The organism is Pseudomonas sp. GD04058 (assembly GCF_029836855.1).
GTDB lineage: Bacteria > Pseudomonadota > Gammaproteobacteria > Pseudomonadales > Pseudomonadaceae > Aquipseudomonas > Aquipseudomonas bharatica.
In genome coordinates, this window is the sequence record NZ_JAOECN010000027.1 from 32,992 (window position 1) to 56,180 (window position 23,189).

Here is a 23,189-nt window from a genome sequence, read left to right on the forward strand (position 1 = left end):
AGGCACGATTGCTCCATGCACAGGGACATGGAGCACAGGTCATGCAGGATCAGGCATCGGCAATCGCTACCCCGGCACTGCCCAAGGGCGGCGGTGCGATCCAGAGCATCGGCGGCGGCTGGGGCGGTGTCGGCACCAGCGGTGCGGCGTCGTTCGACATTCCCTTGCCCATTTCCCCTGGCCGCGGCTATGCCCCGCCGCTGACCCTCAGCTACCGCAGCACCGTGAGCAACGGCCTGTTCGGTATGGGCTGGAGCCTTTCCCTCGGTTGCGTGGCGCGACGTACCAACAAGGGCGTGCCGCGCTATACCGACGACGACGTAATCCTCGGTCCGGACGGGGTGGTCTGGCTGCCCGAACGCGACGGCAGCGGTGACCTCCTGTTCACCGAGGTCGATGAATACCGCGGCCTGGCGCTGGACCGCCGTTACCAGGTAATCCGTCACTTCCCCCGCATCGAAGGCGCCTTCGAGCGCATCGAGCACTGGCGTGCCGAAGTCGGCGACCCGGGTTTCTGGCTGATCCACGGCAGCGATGGCAGCCTGCACTTCTATGGGCGCAACCCCTCCTCGCGCAGCACCGACCCGGACAACCCGCAGCGGGTCGGCGAGTGGCTGCTGGAAGAGAGCATGAACGCCCATGGCGAGCACATCCTCTACCAGTACAAGGGCGAGGACCTGGACGGTCTCGACCCGGACCATCCCCGTGATTTCCGCGCCCAGTGCTACCTGAACCGGGTCTGCTACGGCAACGTCAACGCCCATCCCTGGCTGTACCTGTGGCAGCCGGACAGCATCGACGAGGTGCAATGGCACTTCGAGGTGCTGCTGGACTACGGCGAGCGCACCACTGCCCTGGAGGAAAAGCCCGGCTACGAAGAAGCACGGGCCTGGCCAGTGCGCAGCGACCCGCACAGTTCCTTCGCCTACGGTTTCGAGCTGGGCAACCTGCGCCTGTGCCGGCAGGTGCTGATGTTCCATCGCTTCGAGGCCGAGCTGGGGCCGGAGCCGGTGTTGGTCCGGCGTTTGCTGCTGGAATACCAGGCCAGCGAGCTGTCGTATAACCAGTTGATCGGCGCCCATAGCCAGGCCTGGTCGGCCAGCGGCCAGGCCAGCAGCCTGCCGCCCCTGAGCTTCGCCTATGCGCCGTTCCATCCCGAAGCGCCTTGCGTGTTCAGCGAGTTTCCCGCCCTGCCCGGCCTCAACGACGGCCGCGACTACCAGTTGGTGGATCTTTACGGCGAAGGCCTGCCCGGCGTTCTGCTGCGCAGCGACCAGGGCTGGTACTACCGCGAGCCGCTGCGCGATGACGGCGAGCGCGACGAAACATCGCCGAATGACAAGGTGCGCTACGGCGAGTGGACGCTGCTGCCGCGCATTCCCCTGGCCGACAGCCGCAGCCCGATGCGTCAGGCGCTGCAGGACCTGACCGGCGACGGCCGCCTGGAATGGAGCATCAGTGCCCCGGGCCTCAACGGTTTCTTCACCCTCGACCAGGATCGCAACTGGTCGTCCTTCGTGCCCTATGCCGCCGTGGCAACGGAGCTGCTCCACCCCATGGCTCAACTGGCCGACTTCAGCGGCGCCGGCCTGCTCGACCTGGCCCTGATCGGCCCGCGCAGCGTGCGCCTGTATGCCAACCGTCGCGAACTGGGGCACGCCAGGCCGGTGGAAGTACCCCACGACATCGCCGGCGATAACCTGCCGGTGCTCGGCGATGACCGCGCCGAACTGGTGGCCTTCAGCGACATCCTCGGCAGCGGCCAGCAGCACCTGGTGCGTATCCGCCACGACGAGATCCGCTGCTGGCCGAACCTCGGCCACGGCCGCTTCGGCAAGGGCTTCCGCTTCGCCAGCCTGCCTTTCGAACACGCGACCTTCGATGCCGGGCGGGTGCGCCTGGCCGACCTCGACGGTTCCGGCGCCAGCGATCTGCTTTATCTGGAGAGCGACGGCGTGCGCCTGTTCATGAACCGCAGCGGCTTCAGCCTGCACGCCCCGGTGCTGCAGCCCTGGCCGCAGGGCGTGCGCTACGACCGGTTGTGCCAGGTCAGCGCCGCCGACCTGCAAGGCCTGGGCTGTGCCAGCCTGGTACTGACTGTGCCGCATATGCAGCCACGCCACTGGCGCATGGATTTCACCGAGCACAAGCCCTACCTGCTCAACCGTACCGACAACAACATGGGCGCGGTGGGCAGTGTCGAGTACCGCAGTTCCGGCCAGGAGTGGCTGGACGAGAAGGAGGAACTGCGCCTCGCCGGCAAGCCTGCGGTCAGCCACCTGCCCATGACCCTGCACGTGGTCACCCGGCAGACCCAGCTCGACGAGATCACCGGCAACCTGCTGGTGCAGCGCATGCAGTACCGCCGCGGCCATTACGACCGCCACGAACGCGAGCTGCGTGGTTTCGGCCTGCTCCTGCAGACCGACAGCGAAAGCGCCCGGGGCGACGAGGACATCCACTTCACCGCGCCGATCCTCAGCAAGACCTGGTTCCATACCGGCCAATTCCCGGCGCCGCCCCGCGATGATTTCTACCGGGACGCCGAAGCCGCCGAACTCGGCCCCGACCTGCTCGCCCTGTTCCACAACGGTAGCGACCAGATCGTCGCCAGCCCGGACGAGGCCCGGCAGCGGGCCATGGCACATGCCCTCAGCGGTTCGCCGATCCGCAGCGAACGCTACGGCCTGGACGACAGCCCGCAAGCGGCTGTGCCCTATTCGGTGGAGCAGCACCGCTACCTGCTGCGCGAACTGGCGTCCGCCGGGCCCCACCAGACCTACGCGCGCATGCTGCCGCTGGCGCTGGAAAGCATCAGCCTCGACTATGAGCGCCAGGCCGACGACCCGCGCTGCCAGCACAGCATCAGCCTGGCCCACGACGCGTTCGCCCAGCCGACCCACGCCGTGGTCATCCATTGTGCGCGGCGCCGCCATGTCAGCGACCCGCCGCCTTTCGACACCGAGCATGAACAGACCTGGTGGCGCGACGCACACGACGAGGCGCAGTACAACCACTACCTCAACGAAACCCGCAGCCAGGCCATCCACCTCACCGATGCCCAGGGCTGGCGCCTCGGCCTGCCCTGGCGCCAGCGCAACAACGTGGTGATGCTGGCGCGCACGGCATTGCCATTCCGGCAGATCAGCTACGAACACCTGGCCGGCCCGGAAAGCCCGCTGGGCGAGCACGCCGAGCGTGTCCTCGCCGGGCAGACCGTGCAACGCTACCAGGCTGCGGACACGACGGCCCGCGAAGACCTGCCGGATGGCCAGGCCAGTTTCGAGGCCCTGCCCGGCTACCTGGAGAGCGCCGAACTGAATGAACAGGCGATGCAGGCCTACGACCGGGTGATGAGCCGCGACGAATTGCGCGACAAGCTGGTCGCGCTCAACTACGAACCCATGCCGGCGTTCCTGCCGGACCAGCCGGAGCTGGAGCTGTGGGCAATCCGCCAGGGTTTCACCACCTACGGCCCGGCCAGCACCTTCCACCGTACCCTGGCCTTCCGAGAAACCCGCAGCCACGGCGTCACCGAAGTTGCCTACGACCCCTATCACTGTCAGGTCAGTTGCATCACCTTGCCCGACGGCTGCCGGACCCTGGCGGTCTTCGACTATCACTGCCTGCAACCCCTGCACATCACCGACCCCAACGACAACATCCAGGAAGCCCTGTACGACGGTTTCGGCCGGGTCCTGGCGAGCAGTTTCCATGGCACCGAAAACGGCGAGCCGGCGGGCTTCGCGCCCTTGAGCGAGTACCGCCGCGACAGTGAGGACCTCGCCGGCGCAATCGACGACCCGCACGCGGCACTGCAGAACGCCGCCAGCGCCTGCTACTACGACGCCTTCAGCTGGATGCAGCCGGTCGAAACCCGCCAACCGGTGCAAAGCGCAGTGCTGCTGGCCGACCGTTACCCCGGTGATCCGGAGTTGCAGATCCGCATCAGCCTGAGCAGCAGCGACGGCTTCGGCCGGGCGTTGCAGAGCAAGCAGAAGGTCGAGCCGGGCCTGGCCTACGCGGTGGACGACAACGGTGAGCTGCGCCTGGAGGACGGTCAACCGGTGCAGGTGGACGCCGCCGAGCGTTGGCGCGTCAGCGAACGCGTCGAATACAACAACAAGGGCCTACCGGTACGGGTCTATCGCCCTTACTTCGCCGAGCGCTGGCGCTACATCAACGACGTCTCGTTCAGACAGTTCGGCTACAACGACCAGCAGTTCTACGACCCGCTGGGGCGGGAAATCCGCGTGCTGACCGCCAAGGGCTACCTGCGCCGGCAACGGTACCTGCCGTGGTACAGCATCAGCGAGGACGAGAACGACACCTGGGAAGAAATGCAGGGCAAAGGATGAAACGCGCCGCAATGATTGTGGGAGCTTGTCATGCATAAAACCCGTGGCTGGCCGAGAACCCTGTGGGAGCTGGCTTGCCAGCGATAGCGGTAGTGGTCTCGCCATCGCAATCGCGGCGCTGCGGCGATCCGGTAAACCCGCTCACAAGGCCCACGTCGCATCGCAGACCTGCGTAAACGCGCAGCCAGGAGCACAGAAAGTGCCCGAAACCCGCTCGCTCCACAGCCAAACCCCGAGCCTGGTCGCGTACGACCCGCGCAATCTCGTCGTGCGCCAGGTGGCCTACCATCGCGCCGCACCTGCGGACCCGGCGCAACGCCGGATCACCTTCACCCGCCTCGCCGCGAACGGGCAATGGCAGCGGCAATGGGACCCGCGCCTGTTCGAGAAGGACAGCGCCCAGCCCAGCCAGCGGACCCTGGCGTCGCTCTCGGGCAGGACGCTGTGGAGCGAAAGCCGCGACGCCGGCTGGACGCTGTCGCTGCCAGGCGAAGCAGGTGAAACCAGCGAAACCTGGGATGCCCGGGGCAATCACTGGCAAACCGACTACGACGAACTGCTGCGCCCGGTGCTGATTCACGAGACTGCCGTCGGCCAGCCCGGACGCATGGCCGAACGCTTCACCTGGTCCACCGTTGCCGGCAGCAACCGCCGTGGTCGTCTGGTGCGTCACGACGACGAGGCCGGTACCCGCCTGATCAAGGGCTACAGCCTCACCGGCTTGGAGCAGGAGGAAACCCGCTATCTGCTACCGACCCTGGACTTGCCGGACTGGCCTGCGGAGCTCGACCCCGACTCCGCGGCCAACAGCACATTGCGCCACAGCCCGCAGGGCGAGGTGCTGGAACGCACCGACGCCCTCGGCAACCGCGAACGCTCCCGCTTAAACCTCAGCGGCGAACTGGCCGCTTCGAGCTTGATACTGGCAGACGGCACAGAGTGCCTGCTGCTCACCGATACGCGCTATAACGCCTTCGGCCAGATCGAGTCCCAGACCGCCGGCAACGGCGTGATCAGCCACGCCGAGTACGATCCCGCCGACGGCCGCCTCACGCGCCTGAGCAGCCATCGCCCAGGACGCTCGAAACTTCAGGACCTGCATTACGCCTACGACCCGGTCGGCAACGTCATCCGCATCGAAGACCACAGCCAGCCGGTCAGGCACTTCGCCAACCAGCGCATCGACCCCGTCAGCACCTTCGCGTACGACTCGCTGTACCAGCTGACCGAAGCCACCGGTCGCGAAGCCGCCGGCGCCACCATAGGCCCGGCCCTGCCCGACCTTACCCCGGACCCGGGCGACACCAGTCGTCTGCTCAACTACCGCCAGCGCTATGAATACGACGCCAGCGGCAACCTGCTGTCGCTGCAGCATATCGGGCAGCAGTCCTATACCCGGATCATGAATGTCGCCGAGGACAGCAACCAGGCCGTACCCGAGCCCGGCGACCCGCTGACCAGCTTCGATGCCAATGGCAACCTGCACCGCTTGAGCCCGGGCCAACCGCTGGACTGGAACGCGCGCAACCAGTTGCACAGTACCCGCCAGGTGACTCGCGACGAGGGCGAATCCGATGAAGAGCATTACCGCTATGGCGGCGATGGCCTGCGCGTGCGCAAGGTCGTTACCCGCCTGGTCTCGGGGCGTATGCAATCCAGCGAAGTCCGCTATCTACCCGGCCTTGAGCTGCATACCCGGCAAGGCGAGTCCTTCGCCGTGATCACCACCCAGGCCGGCCGCTGCACCGTGCGCTGCCTGGTCTGGAGCGAAGGCCAGCCCGGGGGCATCGCCAATCCGCAACTGCGCTACAGCCTTGATGACCTGCACGACAGCAGCGGGCTGGAGCTGGATGATGCGGCGAATATCATCAGCCACGAAGGCTACTACCCCTTCGGCGGGACCGCCTGGTGGGCGGCGAACTCGGCGATCGAAGCCAGTTACAAGACTCGCCGTTATTCGGGCCAGGAACGCGACGGCACCGGACTTTACTACTACGGCCTGCGCTACTACGCCCCGTGGCTGATGCGCTGGGTCAATCCGGATCCGGCGGGGGATATCGACGGGCTCAATCGCTATCGGTTCGGGCGTAATAATCCGGCCACCCTCAAGGACTCACTGGGGCTCAATCCACAGGACCAGACCTACCAAATCAAGAAGTTCAGTAAAGAGCCCAAGGAGCGAGGCTCGGAACGCATGACAGCCGGCATGCTCGCCGCAGGCGTTTCGCTGCGGCGTAACCTCGATGCCGTCGCGGAGTTTGCTTACAACGCGGGTTGGTCACTGCGCGAATACCTTCACTTGGGCGCCTCCAACCAGGCTGGGGACGTCAAGGCCAGCGACTACGAAGCCATGATCGTTGGCAATCATATGCGGACGCTTCTTGGCAAGGCTCCAGTGCACCGGGACCGGGCAATGCACTCCCTCGCGGCAGGTACCGGACTTTGCGATGAATACAGCGTGGTTGGGGCGATGCTCATGTCTTCATCTCCCGACTGGCCGAATGTGCCCGTCTACCGGGTAAAGCAAGAATTGCATGTCTCCTCGATTCTGGGTGACCCGCGAATAACCGATCCCTTAGTGGTCGACGGCTGGGTCGCCGTGCCAGTGGTCCATACCTGGTCTCAAAGCTATAACTCCCTGGGGAGCTGCCAACTGACGGAATTCACACCCAGGATGCCCGGCGACCCGATGCACGCTATCAGTTACCAGCAAGTCGAGGCGCTGCGAGATGAGCACTATACGGATGTACACCGGGATGACGATGACGTACTGGATACTAGATTCATCAACTTGGTCTACAACCAGAGCATGTGGCTGCTGGCAACAGTGATGCTGCACCCGCAAAGCGTGTACTTCCAGGTCGATAGTCAGGACTTTAACGCGGCGGCCGTTCCGGCTTCCATGTACGAGGCGGCGTACGAGTCGTTGTCGCACGGCGCACGTCTGCGCAATCAGTCAAGATTTATGAATGCCTTTAGAAGGTTCTAGCAGATGCCCCAGAGCAACTCGTTGCACAGGCATACACCGAACCTGAGCGTCGTCGAGGGACGTTATCTACCGCTACGCCAGGTCGGATACCACCGGGTCGAAGCGCAGCAGCCGATCGAGAGCCGGATTCAACTAACCCATTTCGATGCCAGCGGACAATGGCATGGCCGATGGGATGCAAGATTGTTTCAACGCCTGGAGCAGGACAAGAATACACCTTGCAATCAGCAAGCGCTGGCTTCGCTTTCCGGAAGGACAGTACTGAACAAAAGCCAGGACGCCGGCTGGCAACTGGCGCTGCACGGTGAAGCCGGGCAAACCGTAGAGAGCTGGGATACCCGGGGCAATCATTGGCAGACCGAACATGACGAGCTGCTTCGCCCCCTGCTGATCCGGGAAAATGGAGCGCGTGTTGCCGAGCGTTTCACCTACTCCGGCACCTCCGACCTCAACCAGCGCGGCCGGCTGGTCCGCCATGACGACGATGCCGGCAGCCGCCTGATAGACCACTACAGCCTGACCGGCCAGGCACAAAGCGAAACCCGGCTTTTCCTTGCTTCGCCGGACCTTCCCGACTGGCCCGACGCCCCGCTCGAACCCGGCAATGGCGCGAGCACCCGCTTCAGTTACAGCCCGCTCGGCGAGCTGCTGGAACGCACCGACGCCCTCGGCAACCGCGAACGCTCCCGCTTAAACCTCAGCGGAGAACTGGCCGCTTCGAGCTTGATACTGGCAGACGGCACAGAGTGCCTGCTGCTCACCGATACGCGCTATAACGCCTTCGGCCAGATCGAGTCCCAGACCGCCGGCAACGACGTGATCAGCCACGCCGAGTACGATCCCGCCGACGGCCGCCTCACGCGCCTGAGCAGCCATCGCCCGGGACGCTCGAAACTTCAGGACCTGCATTACGCCTACGACCCGGTCGGCAACGTCATCCGCATCGAAGACCACAGCCAGCCGGTCAGGCACTTCGCCAACCAGCGCATCGACCCCGTCAGCACCTTCGCGTACGACTCGCTGTACCAGCTGACCGAAGCCACCGGTCGCGAAGCCGCCGGCGCCACGATAGGCCCGGCCCTGCCCGACCTTACCCCGGACCCGGGCGACACCAGTCGTCTGCTCAACTACCGCCAGCGCTATGAATACGACGCCAGCGGCAACCTGCTGTCGCTGCAGCATATCGGGCAGCAGTCCTACACCCGGATCATGAATGTCGCCGAGGACAGCAACCACGCCGTACCCGAGCCCGGCGACCCGCTGACCAGCTTCGATGCCAATGGCAACCTGCACCGCTTGAGCCCGGGCCAACCGCTGGACTGGAACGCCCGCAACCAGTTGCACAGTACCCGCCAGGTGACTCGCGACGAGGGCGAATCCGATGAAGAGCATTACCGCTATGGCGGCGATGGCCTGCGCGTGCGCAAGGTCGTTACCCGCCTGGTCTCGGGGCGTATGCAATCCAGCGAAGTCCGCTATCTACCCGGCCTTGAGCTGCATACCCGGCAAGGCGAGTCCTTCGCCGTGATCACCACCCAGGCCGGCCGCTGCACCGTGCGCTGCCTGGTCTGGAGCGAAGGCCAGCCTGGGGGCATCGCCAATCCGCAACTGCGCTACAGTCTTGACGATCTGCTGGGCAGCAGCGCATTGGAACTGGATGGCGAGGCAAGCATCACAAGCCACGAAGGGTACTACCCCTTCGGTGGTACGGCGTGGTGGGCAGCGCATTCCGCTGTCGAGGCCAGTTACAAAACCCGCCGGTATTCCGGCAAGGAACGCGACAGCAGCGGCCTTTACGACTACGGCCACCGTTACTACGCACCCTGGCTTGCGCGCTGGATCAATCCGGATCCGGCGGGAGATATCGATGGTGCCAATCGCTTTGCGTTCGTGCGCAACAATCCTTTGACCTTGAAAGACCCCAAGGGCCTGATGAACACCTCGGCACAGGAGACTCACCAGGACCGCGCAAGACAGGAAGCCGCGGAGCGTCGCCGCCGATATGTCGCTGACCCGCGAAACTTCTCCCATGAGTTTTCCGAGGATCCCCCGCATCCCAACATCATGGTGTCGATCCACGTGCCGGAGGGTGCCGACCTGAGCGATATCGACACCTTCAAGAACAAATACAAGCCACACAAATGGACGTTCATGGATAACAAGAAGCCCAGTCAGACCCGGGAGTTCTATGCCAGCGACGTCGCCTGGGTCCAGTACGAGAAAGTGTCCAAGGCAAGGGGTTTCGCCGGAATGCGACCGTCCCTGGTAAAGCGCAAAACCATAACCAACCCGACCACCTTGAACCTTATGACAGGGCTCGAAAACGGTTCGGCGACGATGATGAAGACCTTTTTCGAAGACACCCCGAACGGCAAGAGCACCTGGCAGATCCTGCAGGATGCTCAATTGCGCGCCACTGGTGTCAGGTTCAAGCCGGGAAAGACAATCGAGCACAGGGACGGCGGCGTCCTCTTGTCGATCGATGTCCTCGTGAGCGTGGAACCGCAAGGCGCCGGCATCGAAATGCCCTCACCGAGCAGCCGTTCCCCGAGAGGATCGGTAGCGACCGACGCTCGCTGGGAGACCCTGGAGGAAACGAACTGGGAAGACATGCCTGAAGGCACGGAGCTGATCATCGATGGTCAACCGGTCACCTACCTATGAAAAGCCCGGTGCGGGCCAGGCCGTCGAGACCTGGGACACCGGGCGGGATAATTGGCAGAGAGACCCTATATCGTGTCGTGTGTGGTCGCCGCGCCTACCCTGCTGGGCGCGCGGCTGCTGTATTCAACCGTCCAGCAACCCCTCCACATGCCCGGCAAAGTCCGGCCCGCCATCCAGCGCCGTATAGCGCACCTGCACGATGATGTCGGTCAGGCTTTCGAGCATGGCGATTTGCTCGCCATGCCGCGGGAAGCGCAGCTCCCAGTGCGACAAGGCACCGGTGCCCTCGAACGGCAGGTAGCGTTCGTCGTTGAAGTCGAGCTGGAACACGCCATGGTCGTCGATGCCCCGTGACAGGCAGATGCTCTGGCTGGCCCGCGGGTTGTAGAGAATATTGGCTGGAGAGCTGTCCGGCTTGCCGTAGAGTTCGTTCATCGCCCGGTAATCGGCCTTGAGCACGGTACGGCTGGAGACCTGGGTGAGCACTGCGCGTACCTCCTGGTATGGCCCGACCAGCGCCGGCAGCGATACCGAAACACTGACCAGCTGGCGCAAGTAATGCCCCGGGTAATCACCGTCGAACACCTTCGGCGCCAGCTCGAAGTTGACCACCCCTTCGTCGATCACGCCCTTCAGGGCCTCGTCCCAGGTCTGTTCGCTGCCCGATTGCTGGAACAGCTGCTTGAGCGACACCGTGCGCACCAGTTCCTGGCGTCGTTCGAAGCGCTTGAGCCAGGCCGCTTCCATTCGCAGCAGTTGCAGGCGCAGGGCCTCGCCGGCGGTCAGGCCGAAGTGGTTGTCGAACCAGACGTTCGGCTGGATGAAGCGGGTCTGGTAGTCGCCCATCTCGTAATGCCAGCTGGCCTCGCCGTTCAGGCACAGGGCGACGACCGCGTCGTAGGCCTGGTAGTAGAAGGTCGACATCTGGCTGAGCAGCCACTGGTAGAGCCCGGCATTGGTGCTGCGGGACTTGAGGAAGCGGTAGTAGTCCTGGGCCTGCTGCTCGGCCTTGCCAGCCTGGGCGATCTGCACCTTGACCATCTCGATGGCGCTGCGCTGGGCGGCGATCTGTTCGTCGATGGCCTCCAGTTCGGCGGCGGCCTGGTCACGTTGCAACTCCCATTCCTCGCGGCGTCGACGGTATTGCTCGTTGGTGCTCAGGCGATCGGCAATTATGCGATCGGCCGCCGCCTTCAAATTGAATACCCCGGCAGTTGCCAATAGTGCAGACCCCAAGCGGATGGGCCCTCCGCCGAACGCAGTGACAACAACGGAGCCCATCTGCAAAGCGCCCGCCGCGGTTTCGAAGCCCTGGCCGATGGCAGTGGTCACAGCAGCAGAGGTCTGAAGGGCCAGCGAGTCACGTTCGGCGAGTGACGTGTTCTCGGCGACCAGGCGACCATAATGCCCGCGCCGCTGCTCAATCACCCGCCGACTCGACTCCAGCGCCAGCAAGGTCGCATCGGCCTGCTCCAGCGCGACTTCCTGCAACTGGATGGCGAACTGCGACAGCTCCAGGACGTGGGTCTGCTGCAGCTCTTCCTGCTCGGCGCGGTCCTTCATTTCGCGGTACATGCGCACTTGCTCGCCGAAGCGGCTCAGCGTCTCCACTGCCATCTGCAGGCGCGGCAACAGTGCCCTGAAACGGAACGCCAGCACCGGCGCCATGCTGCCGACGCTACGCTGCACCAGGCCACTGCCGCTGCTCTGCGCACGCAACAGGTCCAACGGGTCGAGCAGCTTCGCGTACAACGGCAACATCAGTTGCTTGCCGTCGATGGTCAGGTTGTTGCGCAGGTTGCGGATGCGGCTTTCCAGCTGGTCCCACAGGTCGAGCAACTGGGTGTTGACCGGCAGGCGGAAGCGCGGCGAGTCGAGCAGCTCCAGCCAGGGCGTGCTGTCAGGTGCGAGTTGCAGCGGCAGCCCTGCCGGCAGTTGCGCCTCGATCGTAGCGAAGAGGCTTTCGTCGGGTGTCGCCGCCTCCTCCAGGGTCGCCGGTTCCCAGCGCCCGATCATGCGATTGTCCGGACGCGGGCCGAGCAGGCTCAGGGCACAGGTGTAGATAAGCTTGGCCTCGTTCAGCGAATCGCGGGTCAGGCGGCGGTAAAGCAGGTCGCCATAGCCAAGCAGGTTCTGTACGTAGAACGCGAAAATGCCCTTGCGGTAATGCACCGGTTTCGAATAGCAGATGGCATCCGGGTCGGCGATGCCGTCGATCTCGTACTCGCCACGGCCCGGCTCGTCCAGCGGGCGCACGCCCCAGTAGAACGGGCTGGGGGGATTGGTCGGCTTGATCCGCGCTTGCGGGTTGAAGATGTAGTGCAGCCATTGTTCGGCGCCCTGGAAATCCATTTCATTATGCAGGCGCCAGGCGATGGCATGGGGGATATGGAAGAACAGCTCCCAGAAGTAGCGGCCGTTGGCGCCGTGGAAGTCCATATCCTCCCTCTCTGTGCTGCCCGGTAGTTTCGGCTCTTCGATGTGCTGGGTGTCCCAACTGATCAGGGCATCCACCGACACCATCACACGGGCTACCAGTTCCTTGGCGAACAGGGTATTCAAGCGGACGTAGCGCAGGCCCTTGAGGCCGAGATTTCCCAGGTCGAGGAATTGTCCCCCCATATTCGAGGCCAGAACGGGCGCCTTGGGAATTGTCTCGGTAAGCGAGATTTCATACTGGTTGGTCGATCTGATATCCGCATCCGGGAATCCAAGTGCAATGGCCATGGGCAGTTTGTCCATATCCAGTGCGTAGGTCACCGCACCGGTCTGCACGGCACCGTTGAGCCTGACCACCCCAGACCAGGTGAGCACCTCTACGCCCGCCTGGTATCCCAACATCGAAAAGCTGGTCAATACCGGTTGCAGATAGCCCAGGCTTAAACTGGAATGGCCCTTGAGGTACAGCTTCGGCTCGGCAGTGCTCCCGCCAATGTGACACTCCAGACGCAAGGTCTTGTTGAACGGGCCGGGGAATGCATGCTCGCCATCGGGATCTTCGCGCAGTTGGAGTTGTATGGGCTTGTCAGAGACCATGGGATGCTGCAGCACCGTGGGCGGCTCGACGAAGTGGCGAATGCCGTGGGCTATCCGCTGATAATCGGTTGGTTGCTCGTTTTCAACGGGTTTCGGTGTGAATGTCCCTTGGAACAACACCCTGAAACGCATATTCAAAATGAGCCCTTCGAGCATCACGTCCTTGTTAAGAGCAAAACCGATGACGATCTTCTTGTCCTGCGGATCAGCCATGTTGACGAAGGCCATGAGGCGGCTGTCGGTCACGTTCCCCTCGAGTTGCAGGTCATAACTCATCGGTACCGACCAGGTTCCCTCCAGCGTGCGATACGCCAGCTTTATACGGTAGCGGAGCACCTCCTCCATCAGCCCTGGCACCTCGGCCCTCGCGGCAGGTATCGGCTTCTGCTCGACGCGCCGCTCGGCCCAGACGGCGTACAACCGGCCCTCGAGCACCAACGGGCGCATGAGCACCACCTCGTCGCCCTTGGGCACCTCCACCGGCATCCATTCGCTCCAGGCCGTGGGGCTCAGGTAGTCGTCACCCTCGGCCTGCGTCTCTCCGGGGTCGCCAAAACGAATCGCGGCCTTGCGCCAGAACCAGGCACGCGGCTCGACGTTCTGCCGACCGATGAAATAATAGTCGGCGTTGCGGAAGTCCAGGCCATCGATATAGCCGCTGCTCACCTCCAGATTGCTGATCGTCTCGAACTTGCCCAGGTAATGCTGCAGCGCCCGCTGCACCGAATCCTTGGAAATCCGGCTCTGGTCGGTATCCCCGATGAATTCGCGGAAGGCCGCGGTTTGCTTGAGACGCAGTGGCGGTACCAGGTAGTTCTCCGGATAATCCCGAAGCATCTGGTTGGCGCCCCAGATCGAATACTCGCTCTTGGCCACCCGCCACTGCTCCTGCTCGCGCCCTTCGAGCATGCCCAGGTAGCCAGGCTCCATGCCGTTGAAGATGGCGTGGATATATTGCTGGATACTGGCCATGCCCATGGCGATACGACTGGTATCGACCTTGGCGCTGACCTGGTTGTCGATCAGCAGGAACTCGTACAGGTCCTGCTCGGTGACCAGACCGCGCCCGGCCTCCACCGGGTGTTGCGGGACGATCTGGCCGAGGTAGTAGGCGACCAGGGCGTCGCGCAGGTCTTCGGCGAGCGTGGCGAAGATGGGGTTCATGAGTCTTCTCCTGGGGACATTTCCTCGGTGACTTCCACCTGAGTTACGCCGGTCAACCACACATACCCACTAGTCCTCGGCTCCAGGTGGACCGTCATGATGCCCGGTAGTGCAGGTGGCCTCGTGAATGTGGGTGATATCGTGAACCCTTCAGGCGCAGGGGCCTGCGAGCGTAGAAGACCGTATCCCTTGCAAAGGTGATAGATCCTCCAAGGATCCAGGTGGGTAAACAACCGCCCTTCGCGGCGAGTAAAGCTGGTTGTTGCCCGGATGTCCTTGCCGTCTTCGGTCAACCTACCGGTCATCGCGGTTATCGCGATTTCCATGACCTTCATAGGCAATGCCCTGTAGTTTTCAGCCAGGCCGGCAGGGAATGAGGCCGTTGCCTGGAGACTCGAGTTGCGCGTATCGACCTCGATATGGGTCCGTCCCTGCGCATTGGTAAGTCCGCCACTATGAAAGTCGATGCCACTGATCGAGGTCCTGCCCGGCAACAGCAGCAACACACCTTCGATAGGACCTTCCGCATCACTCAGCTCAAGAGTGCACCGAGAAACACCGTCAGAATCGATGACATAATAATTGTCCACCGGGACCATCCCTGAGTCGTCCGACAGAATGCTCAGCGTGGCACCACTGATGATCCGTGTCGCCTCGTAGACATTCGTACCCGCGAAGTACACGCGCTTGTGCAAGTCACCGACCGCCTGAAATTCGAACGTCGAACCAATCACCCCAACCTCGCCCTGGAAAGAAGGTGCGTACAACCACATCCCCCCGTCCTCGTCAAAAACCAGGTCTGTTTCCTGTGGTTCTGCCGCTCCATTCAGGATGAGGCTCAACCGCCTCGCGCCTTGACGCAGATGCACTACATCCTGACCATTGCGCCGGTGAATGCGCCCGGACAGTCCAGCGTGATCAAGACCGTCGCGCACACCCCGGAAGAAATGCAACGCACTTTTCTCCAGATCCAACAGATAGCGCAGGCCAACCCAGATACTCAGGCTGGTCCCGAGGTTCGACGTAATGTGCAGGCGGATATGGTTGTTGGAAGGATCGCTGTTGGCCAGGAATGCCGCATTGGTGCAATCGATCTTCAACGTGACCTTGCCATCGGGGTCGCACTGGATCATCTCGCCGATGGGCGGGTCGAATACGATGCCCAGTTCGGCAGGATCGGCATAACTATCCAGGGTAAAGGTCAATCGCGCATCGTCATCACCGACGCCATCGACGCGCTCGGCAAACACCAGCAGGTCCGAGGACAATCCCGGGTCCACCGCAAATACCCACCTCGCTTCCTCGGCCAGGACGATACCCGGGCTGTCCGGCGCAGCTTGCGCGACCAACCGGGTATGCGGCACGACCACCCGTACCTTGAAGTCGAAGCTGTCATCGGCCCGCACCGATTTCACGGTGATGCTGTGCTCACCCAACTGTTCCTCGGTGAAGCGCATCTGGTAGGCCGCCACTCCAGCGGCCGTGGTCATTGTAGTCGCCAACAGTTCCTCACCAGCCCACCAGGTCACCGGTGAGCCGGCAACTGCCGGCTCCACCCGAACCCTGAAGCTGGCCGGCAGCGCCTGGTTGACCGAGAAGTACTGCTCGGCCGGCTCCATCTCGACCAGTGTGGGCAGTTCGTGGATCCGGGTCCGCTCGGAGGACAGAGGCTCCAGCCACTTTTCGTTGTATCTGGCAGTGACAGTCACTGTCACATGCCCCGGTTCGTCAGCCGTATATTCGATGCGGGCGATACCCTGGGCATCGGTAATGCTGCGGTCGGCGCTGAAGGTACCGACGTCGGCTTCCCACAGCACGGTTACGTTGCGTTGCGGGCTGCCATCGAGGTTGACCACCCGGGAGGTAACGGTGACCGACTGGGTTGCCGCCACCGGCCCGCTGAAACGCACGTATTGAAAGTACTGCTGTTCGAGGAAGGTAGCTGCGGCGTATGGGTGCTCTTCGCCATTGACCGGCAGCCTGGCGATCACCAGAGCCTCCCCGGAAGAGAGGCTGCGCAGGCGTGCCGTGGCAAAGCCGTCGGCATCGCCACGGGTCTGCGGTTGCTCGAAGGTACCCAGGTCGGTACTCCATTCCACCACCCGATCGCGCCCGGGATTGCCGTAATCGTCAAGGATCTGCAGGCGATACTCGATCACTTCCAGGTTGCCGGCCAGCGCCCTGTCCGGTGCCCGCACCGGATCCTTGATCATCAGGCTGGTGTCATCGCAGTCGATCACCACCAGTGGCGCCAGGATCTTCCGGTCGAGGCCATAGCGGGCGATGACCTGGGCGGTGCCCATTTCTTCTCCGGCCAGCAGATGGTTTTCCACCTGGCCGTTCGCGTCGGTGGTCAACGACGAGGGCGCATCCATGTACGAGAGATCGGTGTGCCAGGTGACCGTGATGCCTTCCAGAGGTTGCCCCAGGAAGTTCTTCACGGTCAGCAGGCAGCGGGCCTTGCCGCCTGCCCTGGCCACCAGTACCTCGGTATCCACCACGATCCACGAAGCCTCGCTCTGGCCCAGTTCGCCCCGCGCCGGTGGCTGCGAGGCGCTGCCGTGCTCTACCAGGCTGCTCAAGGCATTCTCGGCGGCCGTGCGGTATTGCGGCAACGGGCTGTTGCTGCGCAGATGGCTCAACTCTAGCGCCGCCCCGCAGCCCAGTTGCAGGGTTTCGCAGGCCTGGCGGACCCGCACCAGGTGATCAAGCTGGCGCAGGGTCGCGATAAAGCCATGTTCGGTGATCTCCAGGGCGATCTCGAGGATTTCGCGCACGCCGAAGCCGGTGAACAGCGCCACCTTGCCTGCGGCGTCCTCACGGATCAGTTGCAGATCCTGTTCGGTGAGGTCCGCGGGTAGGTCGTGCACCAGCTTCAGGTAGTCGAGAATCGCCTGCTCGCCCTGCCGAGTGAACTCGAGCAAATGGCGGTATTGGCCAAGCAGATGCAAATGGGCAAAGGTTATCTCGTCTCCGCCCGCCGGCTCGTCGAACCAGTGCGAATGCAGGCGCCAGTTGCGCAGCACCAGCGGACTGAGGCTGAGCTGTTCGACGATGCCCATGCGATGCCCCAGGCGCGCGAGCAATGCCAGTACCTCGTCGCCGACGGGGATCGGCAGCGGCTCGCTGGTACCACCGAACAGACGCAGCACTTCCTCGAGCAACTGGTAACTGCTGCCGCCGGCCCAGGCCAGGACTTCCTGGTTCAGTTCGGCACTGCCGCCGAAGGCGCTGGCCAGCGACTCCCAGACCAGGCTGTGCTGTGCCGACCGGGCGTCCATCACCAGTTGGAAGGCGCGCAGGATGACCACGGGGCCGGCGTCCAGGCCCAGCTCGTCGACAACCTCCTCGAGGCGGGTGGTCAGGGCTGCTTCGTAGTCTTCGATGTCGGGCAGGTTGTCGCGCTGCAGAATCAGGCCATCCTCGGATACGAACAGCTCCAGTTGCCTCAACCAGTCGACAGGCTTGGGAATATCCTTGCCGGCGATCATCGGCAAGCCGGCATCGCGGAACGCGCCATCATCGAGGATGGTCGGCAGCATGCGCCCGTTGATCTGGCGCAGCAGGTCGAGTTCGCGGTCGCTGGCGACCGCCACCGGTGCCAGCGGCATCAGGTGCTGATACAGCCAGGCCACCGTCAGGTCATGCTCGCGGCACCACTGCGCAGCATCGGCCAGGGACTGGATCACGCTGAGGGTATCGCTCAGTTCGCTGTGCTGGTGAATTGACAGACGGGTGCGGACCAGCCGCGACACGTAGTGATGCCCGCCCTCGCCCACCAGTTGCAGCAGGGCCAGGGCCTCGATGCTGGTCAGCCCCAGCCAGGCCGGCAGCCGCGCCAGGCGATAAAAGGCCGAGACCACGGCATGTGACCAATACAGGGTTTCGGTAGTGCTCTCGTTGCTCAGGGCTTCGTCCCCCCAGGCCTGGGCGATGTAGCGGGCGAGGTATAGATAGGTTTCGAAGTCCAGGCCCAACGCCGCGCACAGATGTTGCACGCGTTTATAGTCGGCATCGTTGTCAGGGACGATGCTGAACGCACGGCCGTCCAGTACCAGCGGTTCGCTAAACAGGGTCGGATCGTTGAATACCCGGTCGAACTGCGGCACTTCGCTGCCCCTGGCATACAGGGCCAGGCCTTGCAGTAAAGCGGCGAAGTCCTCGGCGCCGATCTTGAAGTCGCGGCGCAGGCGGCGGAACAGGCCCAGGGCGCGCAGGGTGTTCTCGGTGATCTCGCGGCCGCGGCCTTCATCGCCATACTCGGCCTGCAGGGCGGCATCGAGCAACTGATCCGCCTCGCCGTACGACACCTCCAGCCAGCGCGCCAGGCGCACCATGCGCTGCATGCGGTCGAAGTGGTCGTTGGTCCAGTCACTCAGGCTGTGCTCCTTGTCGACAGTGCTGACGCCGATTGCCGGCTCGGTAGCAGCGTTGATGTACACCGAGCCAAAACGTGCCGGGGTCGGCGCAGCGAGGCCGGGAACGTTGGGCGAAGCCACCGGCGCGCAACGCTGGATTGACAACAGCGACTCGACGCCATCCTGGTTCAGCGCGGTGCGCAGGCAGAAAGCGCTCAGGGGAAGCAGGTCCTCGGCCTTGGCCACGCCAAAGTGGCGCATGAAAAAGCCGGCCTGCAGGGAATGCAGCGACTCGCGCAACAGGCTCCGCGGGTTGGTTCGGGTCTGTATCGAGCGGGTGCTGGCACGTCGTGCGCCACGCGGAAAGTACGCCGCTTCGAGGAGCAGGCTGCGCTGTTCCGGGCCCAGGGCGGTGTCCAACTGCAAGGCATCGTCGGAACGCACCGAGTGCAGGCCGCCCCGGCAGAAGTAAGGAAATTCTGGATCAAGCTGGCGAACCAGGTCGCCGAGGCCGAAACCCTTGCTGTGCAGAATGCCGTTGATCTGCGACATGTAGCGCTCGAACGGCAGCTTGAACGGGTAGCGGGTTTGCAGCAGGGCATCGTCCACGCTGAAGGTTTTCAGGTTGTGATCGTCAAGGTGCTTGCGCGCCGCGCTGTCGAGAATTTCGTTGACGATGCCGATGGTCGGCTCGACGCGCTCCAGGGCCTGGTTGTCGAGTACCAGGCCGGCGAGGTCAGGGCGGCGCTGGGCCAGCGGGATCGGCGTGTCCTCCTCGGTATTGGCCTGCGGCTCGATGACCTGGGTCACCCACTGGTACAGCGCGGTCAGGTAGGCGGCCGGCGAGGTGGTGGCCTCGATCGACCCGGGCGGGCAGTTCTCGTCCCAGCTCGGGCTGAACTGGTTTTCGAAGTTCGGCCCGTCTACCAGCAAACGCAAGCCGGTGCGCCAGGGTTGGTTGGTTTTCTCCGCTGCCGTCAGTCGCTGCTCGCGGTAATGCCGTGCCGCCAGCACCGCCAGCGTGCTGGCGCGCTGGTGCAAACGCCGGGCCTCGTCGCGGGACAGCCCGGGAAGCCGCCGCATCAGGCTGTCGAGGTTGTCGCGGGCGATGGCGAAGGCCGAGTCCAGGCCGGCCTGCAGCAGTTGCTCGGCCTGCTCCGGGCCACTGGCGATACGCGATAGGGGGTTGCTTGCGGGTTCCACCTTGCGCCGGGCCATGGGGTCAATCTCCGTCGTAGCGCGGCACGCCTGGCCGCGGTTCGGCCAAGCTAATCAGGCAGTGGACTTCCCCGCTACTGACAGAAATATCAGGTACCTCGAAAAGGCTTGAAATAGAGCGACTGCCGACGCTGTCTGCGGCGCAAGGGAGCGAGCCCGCCGTTCGCCGCTGCGCCCCGACCGGGCCACGACAATGTAGATCGCAGAGGGGGAAATCGACCTTGATCTGCGTAAGCGTCCTGCCATGGGCGCTGCACGACAACACCCCGTATCAACCACAGCTATCGGCGTATTGTCAGACAATTCAACAGCATGGCTGGCATCGCCAAGCGCTCGTCGGTATCCCGGCGCTTCTCGATAAATTGACATCACATAGCCATCAACCATGCTTTGCCCCGCGACCGCACCCAAGGACCGGGAGTCGGGATGCGCCCAAGGGGCGTGGTCGCCTTGCCAACCCAATTTTTCATGGAGAGTCATGCATGTCTGGAAACATCGTGGATATCCTGCTGGTCGTCGATGCCGACCTCATTGCTTCGGTGCCCCGCAATCAGCAAGCAGGCCAGGTGGCGAACGCCGTCTACCTGGTGGCCCAGCGCCAACTGGTCGATCCCAATGCCCAGGGCAACGAACAGGACGGCGGCTACGAGTTGTGGATCGACGTCAAGCGCGGTGACGTCATCCGCTGGCGCACCACCACCCTGTCGCGCAACTTCGACAAGTCCAGCGTGATCACCAACGTGTACGAAAGCGGTACGCAATCGGCCCATGCCGGCGTGCTCGACCAGTTCACGCTGCAACAGTACGACGACGTGCTCGTGCCCTACGTGAAAGCGGACAGCGATCCGCGAAAGGCACCGGATATCGGTACCACCAGCACCACCGTCAGCCTCTGGCAAGCCGAAGCCAGGGCAGCAGGCACGGACCGCATTGCCTACCGGATCGACTTCTACCTGCTGGATGCCGCAGGCAATCTCATCAGCGATCGCCTGAGCTGGGATCCGTTCATCACCGTTTCCCTCACCTGACCCACTGCTGAAACGGCTCACCTCCCGGCCATGGCCGGGGGGAGCCATTGCACCATGGTCGACATGCCTTACTGCAACATTTTGTACAAACCGACGGGCCAATTGATTATGCTGGCGGGCTTATGCCATGGCGCATCGCCACATCGACAAGTACCCGTCCATGAAAATCTTCATCGTCCTGTTGTTCGCCGCCTCCATTGCCTATGTGCATTTCCGCGGCCGCGTACGACACAAGATCACCCGCCAGCTGGGCGACCACTCCAGCTTCCTGGCGCCGGTCAACGCCTTCCTCTACCTGTTCTCGAAATTGCCGGCCAGGCCATACCTGCCGACCGAGTCGTTCCCCGAACTCAAGCCGCTGCAGGACAACTGGCAGGTCATCCGCGAAGAAGCCCTGCAACTGCTGCATGTAGGCGAAATCAAGAGTTCGCAGAACTATGATGACGTCGGCTTCAACTCGTTCTTCAAGAGCGGCTGGAAGCGCTTCTACCTGAAGTGGTACGGCGAGAGCCATCCGTCGGCGATGAAACTGTGCCCGCGCACCACCGAACTGCTGCAGAGCATCGGCACGGTCAAGGCGGCGATGTTCGCCACCCTGCCGCCGGGCTCGAAGCTGGTGCGCCACCGTGACCCCTACGCCGGCTCCTACCGTTATCACCTGGGCCTGGACACGCCGAACGACGAGGCCTGCTACATCTGCGTAGACGGCGAGAACTACCACTGGCGCGATGGCGAAGCGGTGGTGTTCGACGAAACCTACATCCACTACGCCGCCAACCAGACCGGACACAACCGGGTGATCCTGTTCTGCGACGTCGAGCGACCGCTCAAGTACCGCTGGGCGACCGCTTTCAACCGCTGGTTCAGCGCCAATGTCATGGCCGCGGCCGCAGCGCCCAACGACGCCGGGGACAAGACCGGCGGCATCAACCGCCTGTTCACCCGCATCTACAGGATCCGCGAGCGTGGCAAGGCCCTGAAGAAGCGCAACCGGGCGCGCTACTACGCCGAGAAATGGGCGGTGGTGGCGGTGCTGGCCCTGGTGTTCATTTACATCTGAAGTCCACCGGCGTTTGCTGCCAAAGCATCGACCATCCAGTCCTATTGTTCATTGGCAAGACGGCGGGGAAGCGACTAGCTTCACTGTTCGATCGATCCAAACCAACGAGGTGAACGCAATGAGCATGATGGACTGGGATGGCTACCGTAAGCAGTTGATGGCAGGTATCGGCGATCTCAAGCAGCTTTCTCCCGATACCGTGGCCGGCTACGCGACCGCCAGCGCGGCCGGGGCCAAGACCAACCATCTCGACGCCAAGACCCGCGAGCTGATTTCCCTGGCGGTGGCGGTCACCACCCGTTGTGACGGTTGCATCGCCGTGCATTCGCAGCAGGCGGTCAAGCATGGCGCAACCCGCGAGGAAATCGCCGAAGCGCTGGGGGTGGCGGTAGCGATGAATGCCGGCGCGGCCTTGGTGTATTCGGCGCGGGCGCTGGATGCGGTGGGCAAGGCTGGCGAGTAGTACATCGCCGCCGGGCCAACCTGATTTGGCGATGTTTTTGTAGGAGCGTGGCTTGCCCGCGAAGGGCCGCACAGCGGCCCCAAAACCATCCAGCACGAGCTAGTTAGGAAGCCTTTTCTGGTTTCAGCGCCTGCTTGGCCTCAGCGCACCAGATGCTCGGCGTGGCAGGTTTTGGGGCCGCTGTGCGGCCCTTCGCGGGCAAGCCACGCTCCTACCTGATTGCGCTACGGTGCGACGCGCAGCGTCGTATCCCCTAGAATGCCGACTTCCCCTTCCCCAGCCAAGGCCCCCGCATGCTGCAGATCCGCCCGATGACCGCCGCCGATTTCGACCGTTTCTGGCCCACCTTCCAGGCCATCGTCGCGGCCCGGGAAACCTACGCCTACGATCCGGCCATGACCCCGGAGCAGGCGCGCCATCTCTGGCTGGACCTGCCCCTGCACACCCTGGTTGCCGAAGAACACGGCGAACTGCTCGGTACCTATTACCTCAAGGCCAACGCTGCCGGCCCCGGCAGCCATGTCGGCAACTGCGGCTACATGGTCAGCGAGGCCGCCCGCGGCCGCGGTGTGGCCCGGCAGATGTGCGAACACTCCCAGCAGTTGGCCCGGGCCTCGGGCTTTCTTGCCCTGCAATTCAATTCGGTGGTGGCGAGCAACGAAGCCGCCGTCGCGCTCTGGACCAAACTCGGCTTCGATACAGTGGGGCGCCTGCCCAAGGCCTACCACCATGCGCGCCTGGGCCTGGTCGATTGCCTGGTGATGTACAAATGGCTGGGCGAACCGGAGCAGCCGAAGCTGATCGGCCGCAAGAATATCGAGGCCGTGGTGTCGCGGCGTCGCGGGCGCTGA

9 protein-coding genes are annotated in these 23,189 nt (G+C 63.6%); 7 read left to right on the forward strand and 2 right to left on the reverse strand.

Annotated features, from left to right (window positions below; translation table 11 throughout):
* Positions 1–41 precede the first annotated feature (41 nt).
* The 3 genes from N7650_RS20005 (at position 42) to N7650_RS20015 (ending at position 10,011) form a co-directional block, all read left to right on the forward strand.
* Positions 42–4,358 (forward strand): SpvB/TcaC N-terminal domain-containing protein, encoded by a 4,317-nt coding sequence (locus N7650_RS20005; protein WP_279899685.1) that lies wholly within the window; start codon positions 42–44, stop codon positions 4,356–4,358.
* A 199-nt stretch (positions 4,359–4,557) separates the two neighbouring features.
* On the forward strand, positions 4,558–7,347 hold the full coding sequence (locus N7650_RS20010; protein WP_279899687.1) for an RHS repeat-associated core domain-containing protein: 2,790 nt from the start codon (positions 4,558–4,560) through the stop codon (positions 7,345–7,347).
* A 3-nt stretch (positions 7,348–7,350) separates the two neighbouring features.
* The gene (locus N7650_RS20015) at positions 7,351–10,011 is read left to right on the forward strand and encodes an RHS repeat-associated core domain-containing protein (protein ID WP_279899689.1); all 2,661 of its coding nucleotides are present in this window, start codon (positions 7,351–7,353) and stop codon (positions 10,009–10,011) included.
* 123 nt (positions 10,012–10,134) lie between these two features.
* Here N7650_RS20015 and N7650_RS20020 read toward each other — a convergent pair whose 3' ends face one another.
* Both N7650_RS20020 and N7650_RS20025 read right to left on the reverse strand, forming a co-directional pair.
* Complete coding sequence (locus N7650_RS20020) at positions 10,135–14,211, reverse strand: neuraminidase-like domain-containing protein (RefSeq protein ID WP_279899691.1); 4,077 nt, start codon at positions 14,209–14,211, stop codon at positions 10,135–10,137.
* Positions 14,208–19,787: a Tc toxin subunit A gene (locus N7650_RS20025; protein ID WP_279899693.1), complete on the reverse strand. Its 5,580-nt coding sequence runs from the start codon at positions 19,785–19,787 to the stop codon at positions 14,208–14,210. Before N7650_RS20025 ends, N7650_RS20020 begins: the two co-directional genes overlap by 4 nt.
* Positions 19,788–20,269: 482 nt before the next feature.
* Here N7650_RS20025 and N7650_RS20030 point away from each other — a divergent pair, with 482 nt between their 5' ends.
* The 4 genes from N7650_RS20030 (at position 20,270) to N7650_RS20045 (ending at position 23,189) form a co-directional block, all read left to right on the forward strand.
* Positions 20,270–20,815: an AidA/PixA family protein gene (locus N7650_RS20030; RefSeq protein ID WP_009401512.1), complete on the forward strand. Its 546-nt coding sequence runs from the start codon at positions 20,270–20,272 to the stop codon at positions 20,813–20,815.
* A 160-nt stretch (positions 20,816–20,975) separates the two neighbouring features.
* A complete protein-coding gene (lpxO, locus tag N7650_RS20035) occupies positions 20,976–21,875 on the forward strand; it encodes a lipid A hydroxylase LpxO (protein ID WP_009401510.1) in 900 nt (299 codons plus the stop codon).
* A 118-nt stretch (positions 21,876–21,993) separates the two neighbouring features.
* Positions 21,994–22,338, forward strand: a complete 345-nt coding sequence (locus N7650_RS20040; RefSeq protein WP_037060772.1) for a carboxymuconolactone decarboxylase family protein — start codon at positions 21,994–21,996, stop codon at positions 22,336–22,338.
* Between the two features lie 293 nt (positions 22,339–22,631).
* Positions 22,632–23,189: an N-acetyltransferase gene (locus tag N7650_RS20045; protein WP_279899696.1), complete on the forward strand. Its 558-nt coding sequence runs from the start codon at positions 22,632–22,634 to the stop codon at positions 23,187–23,189.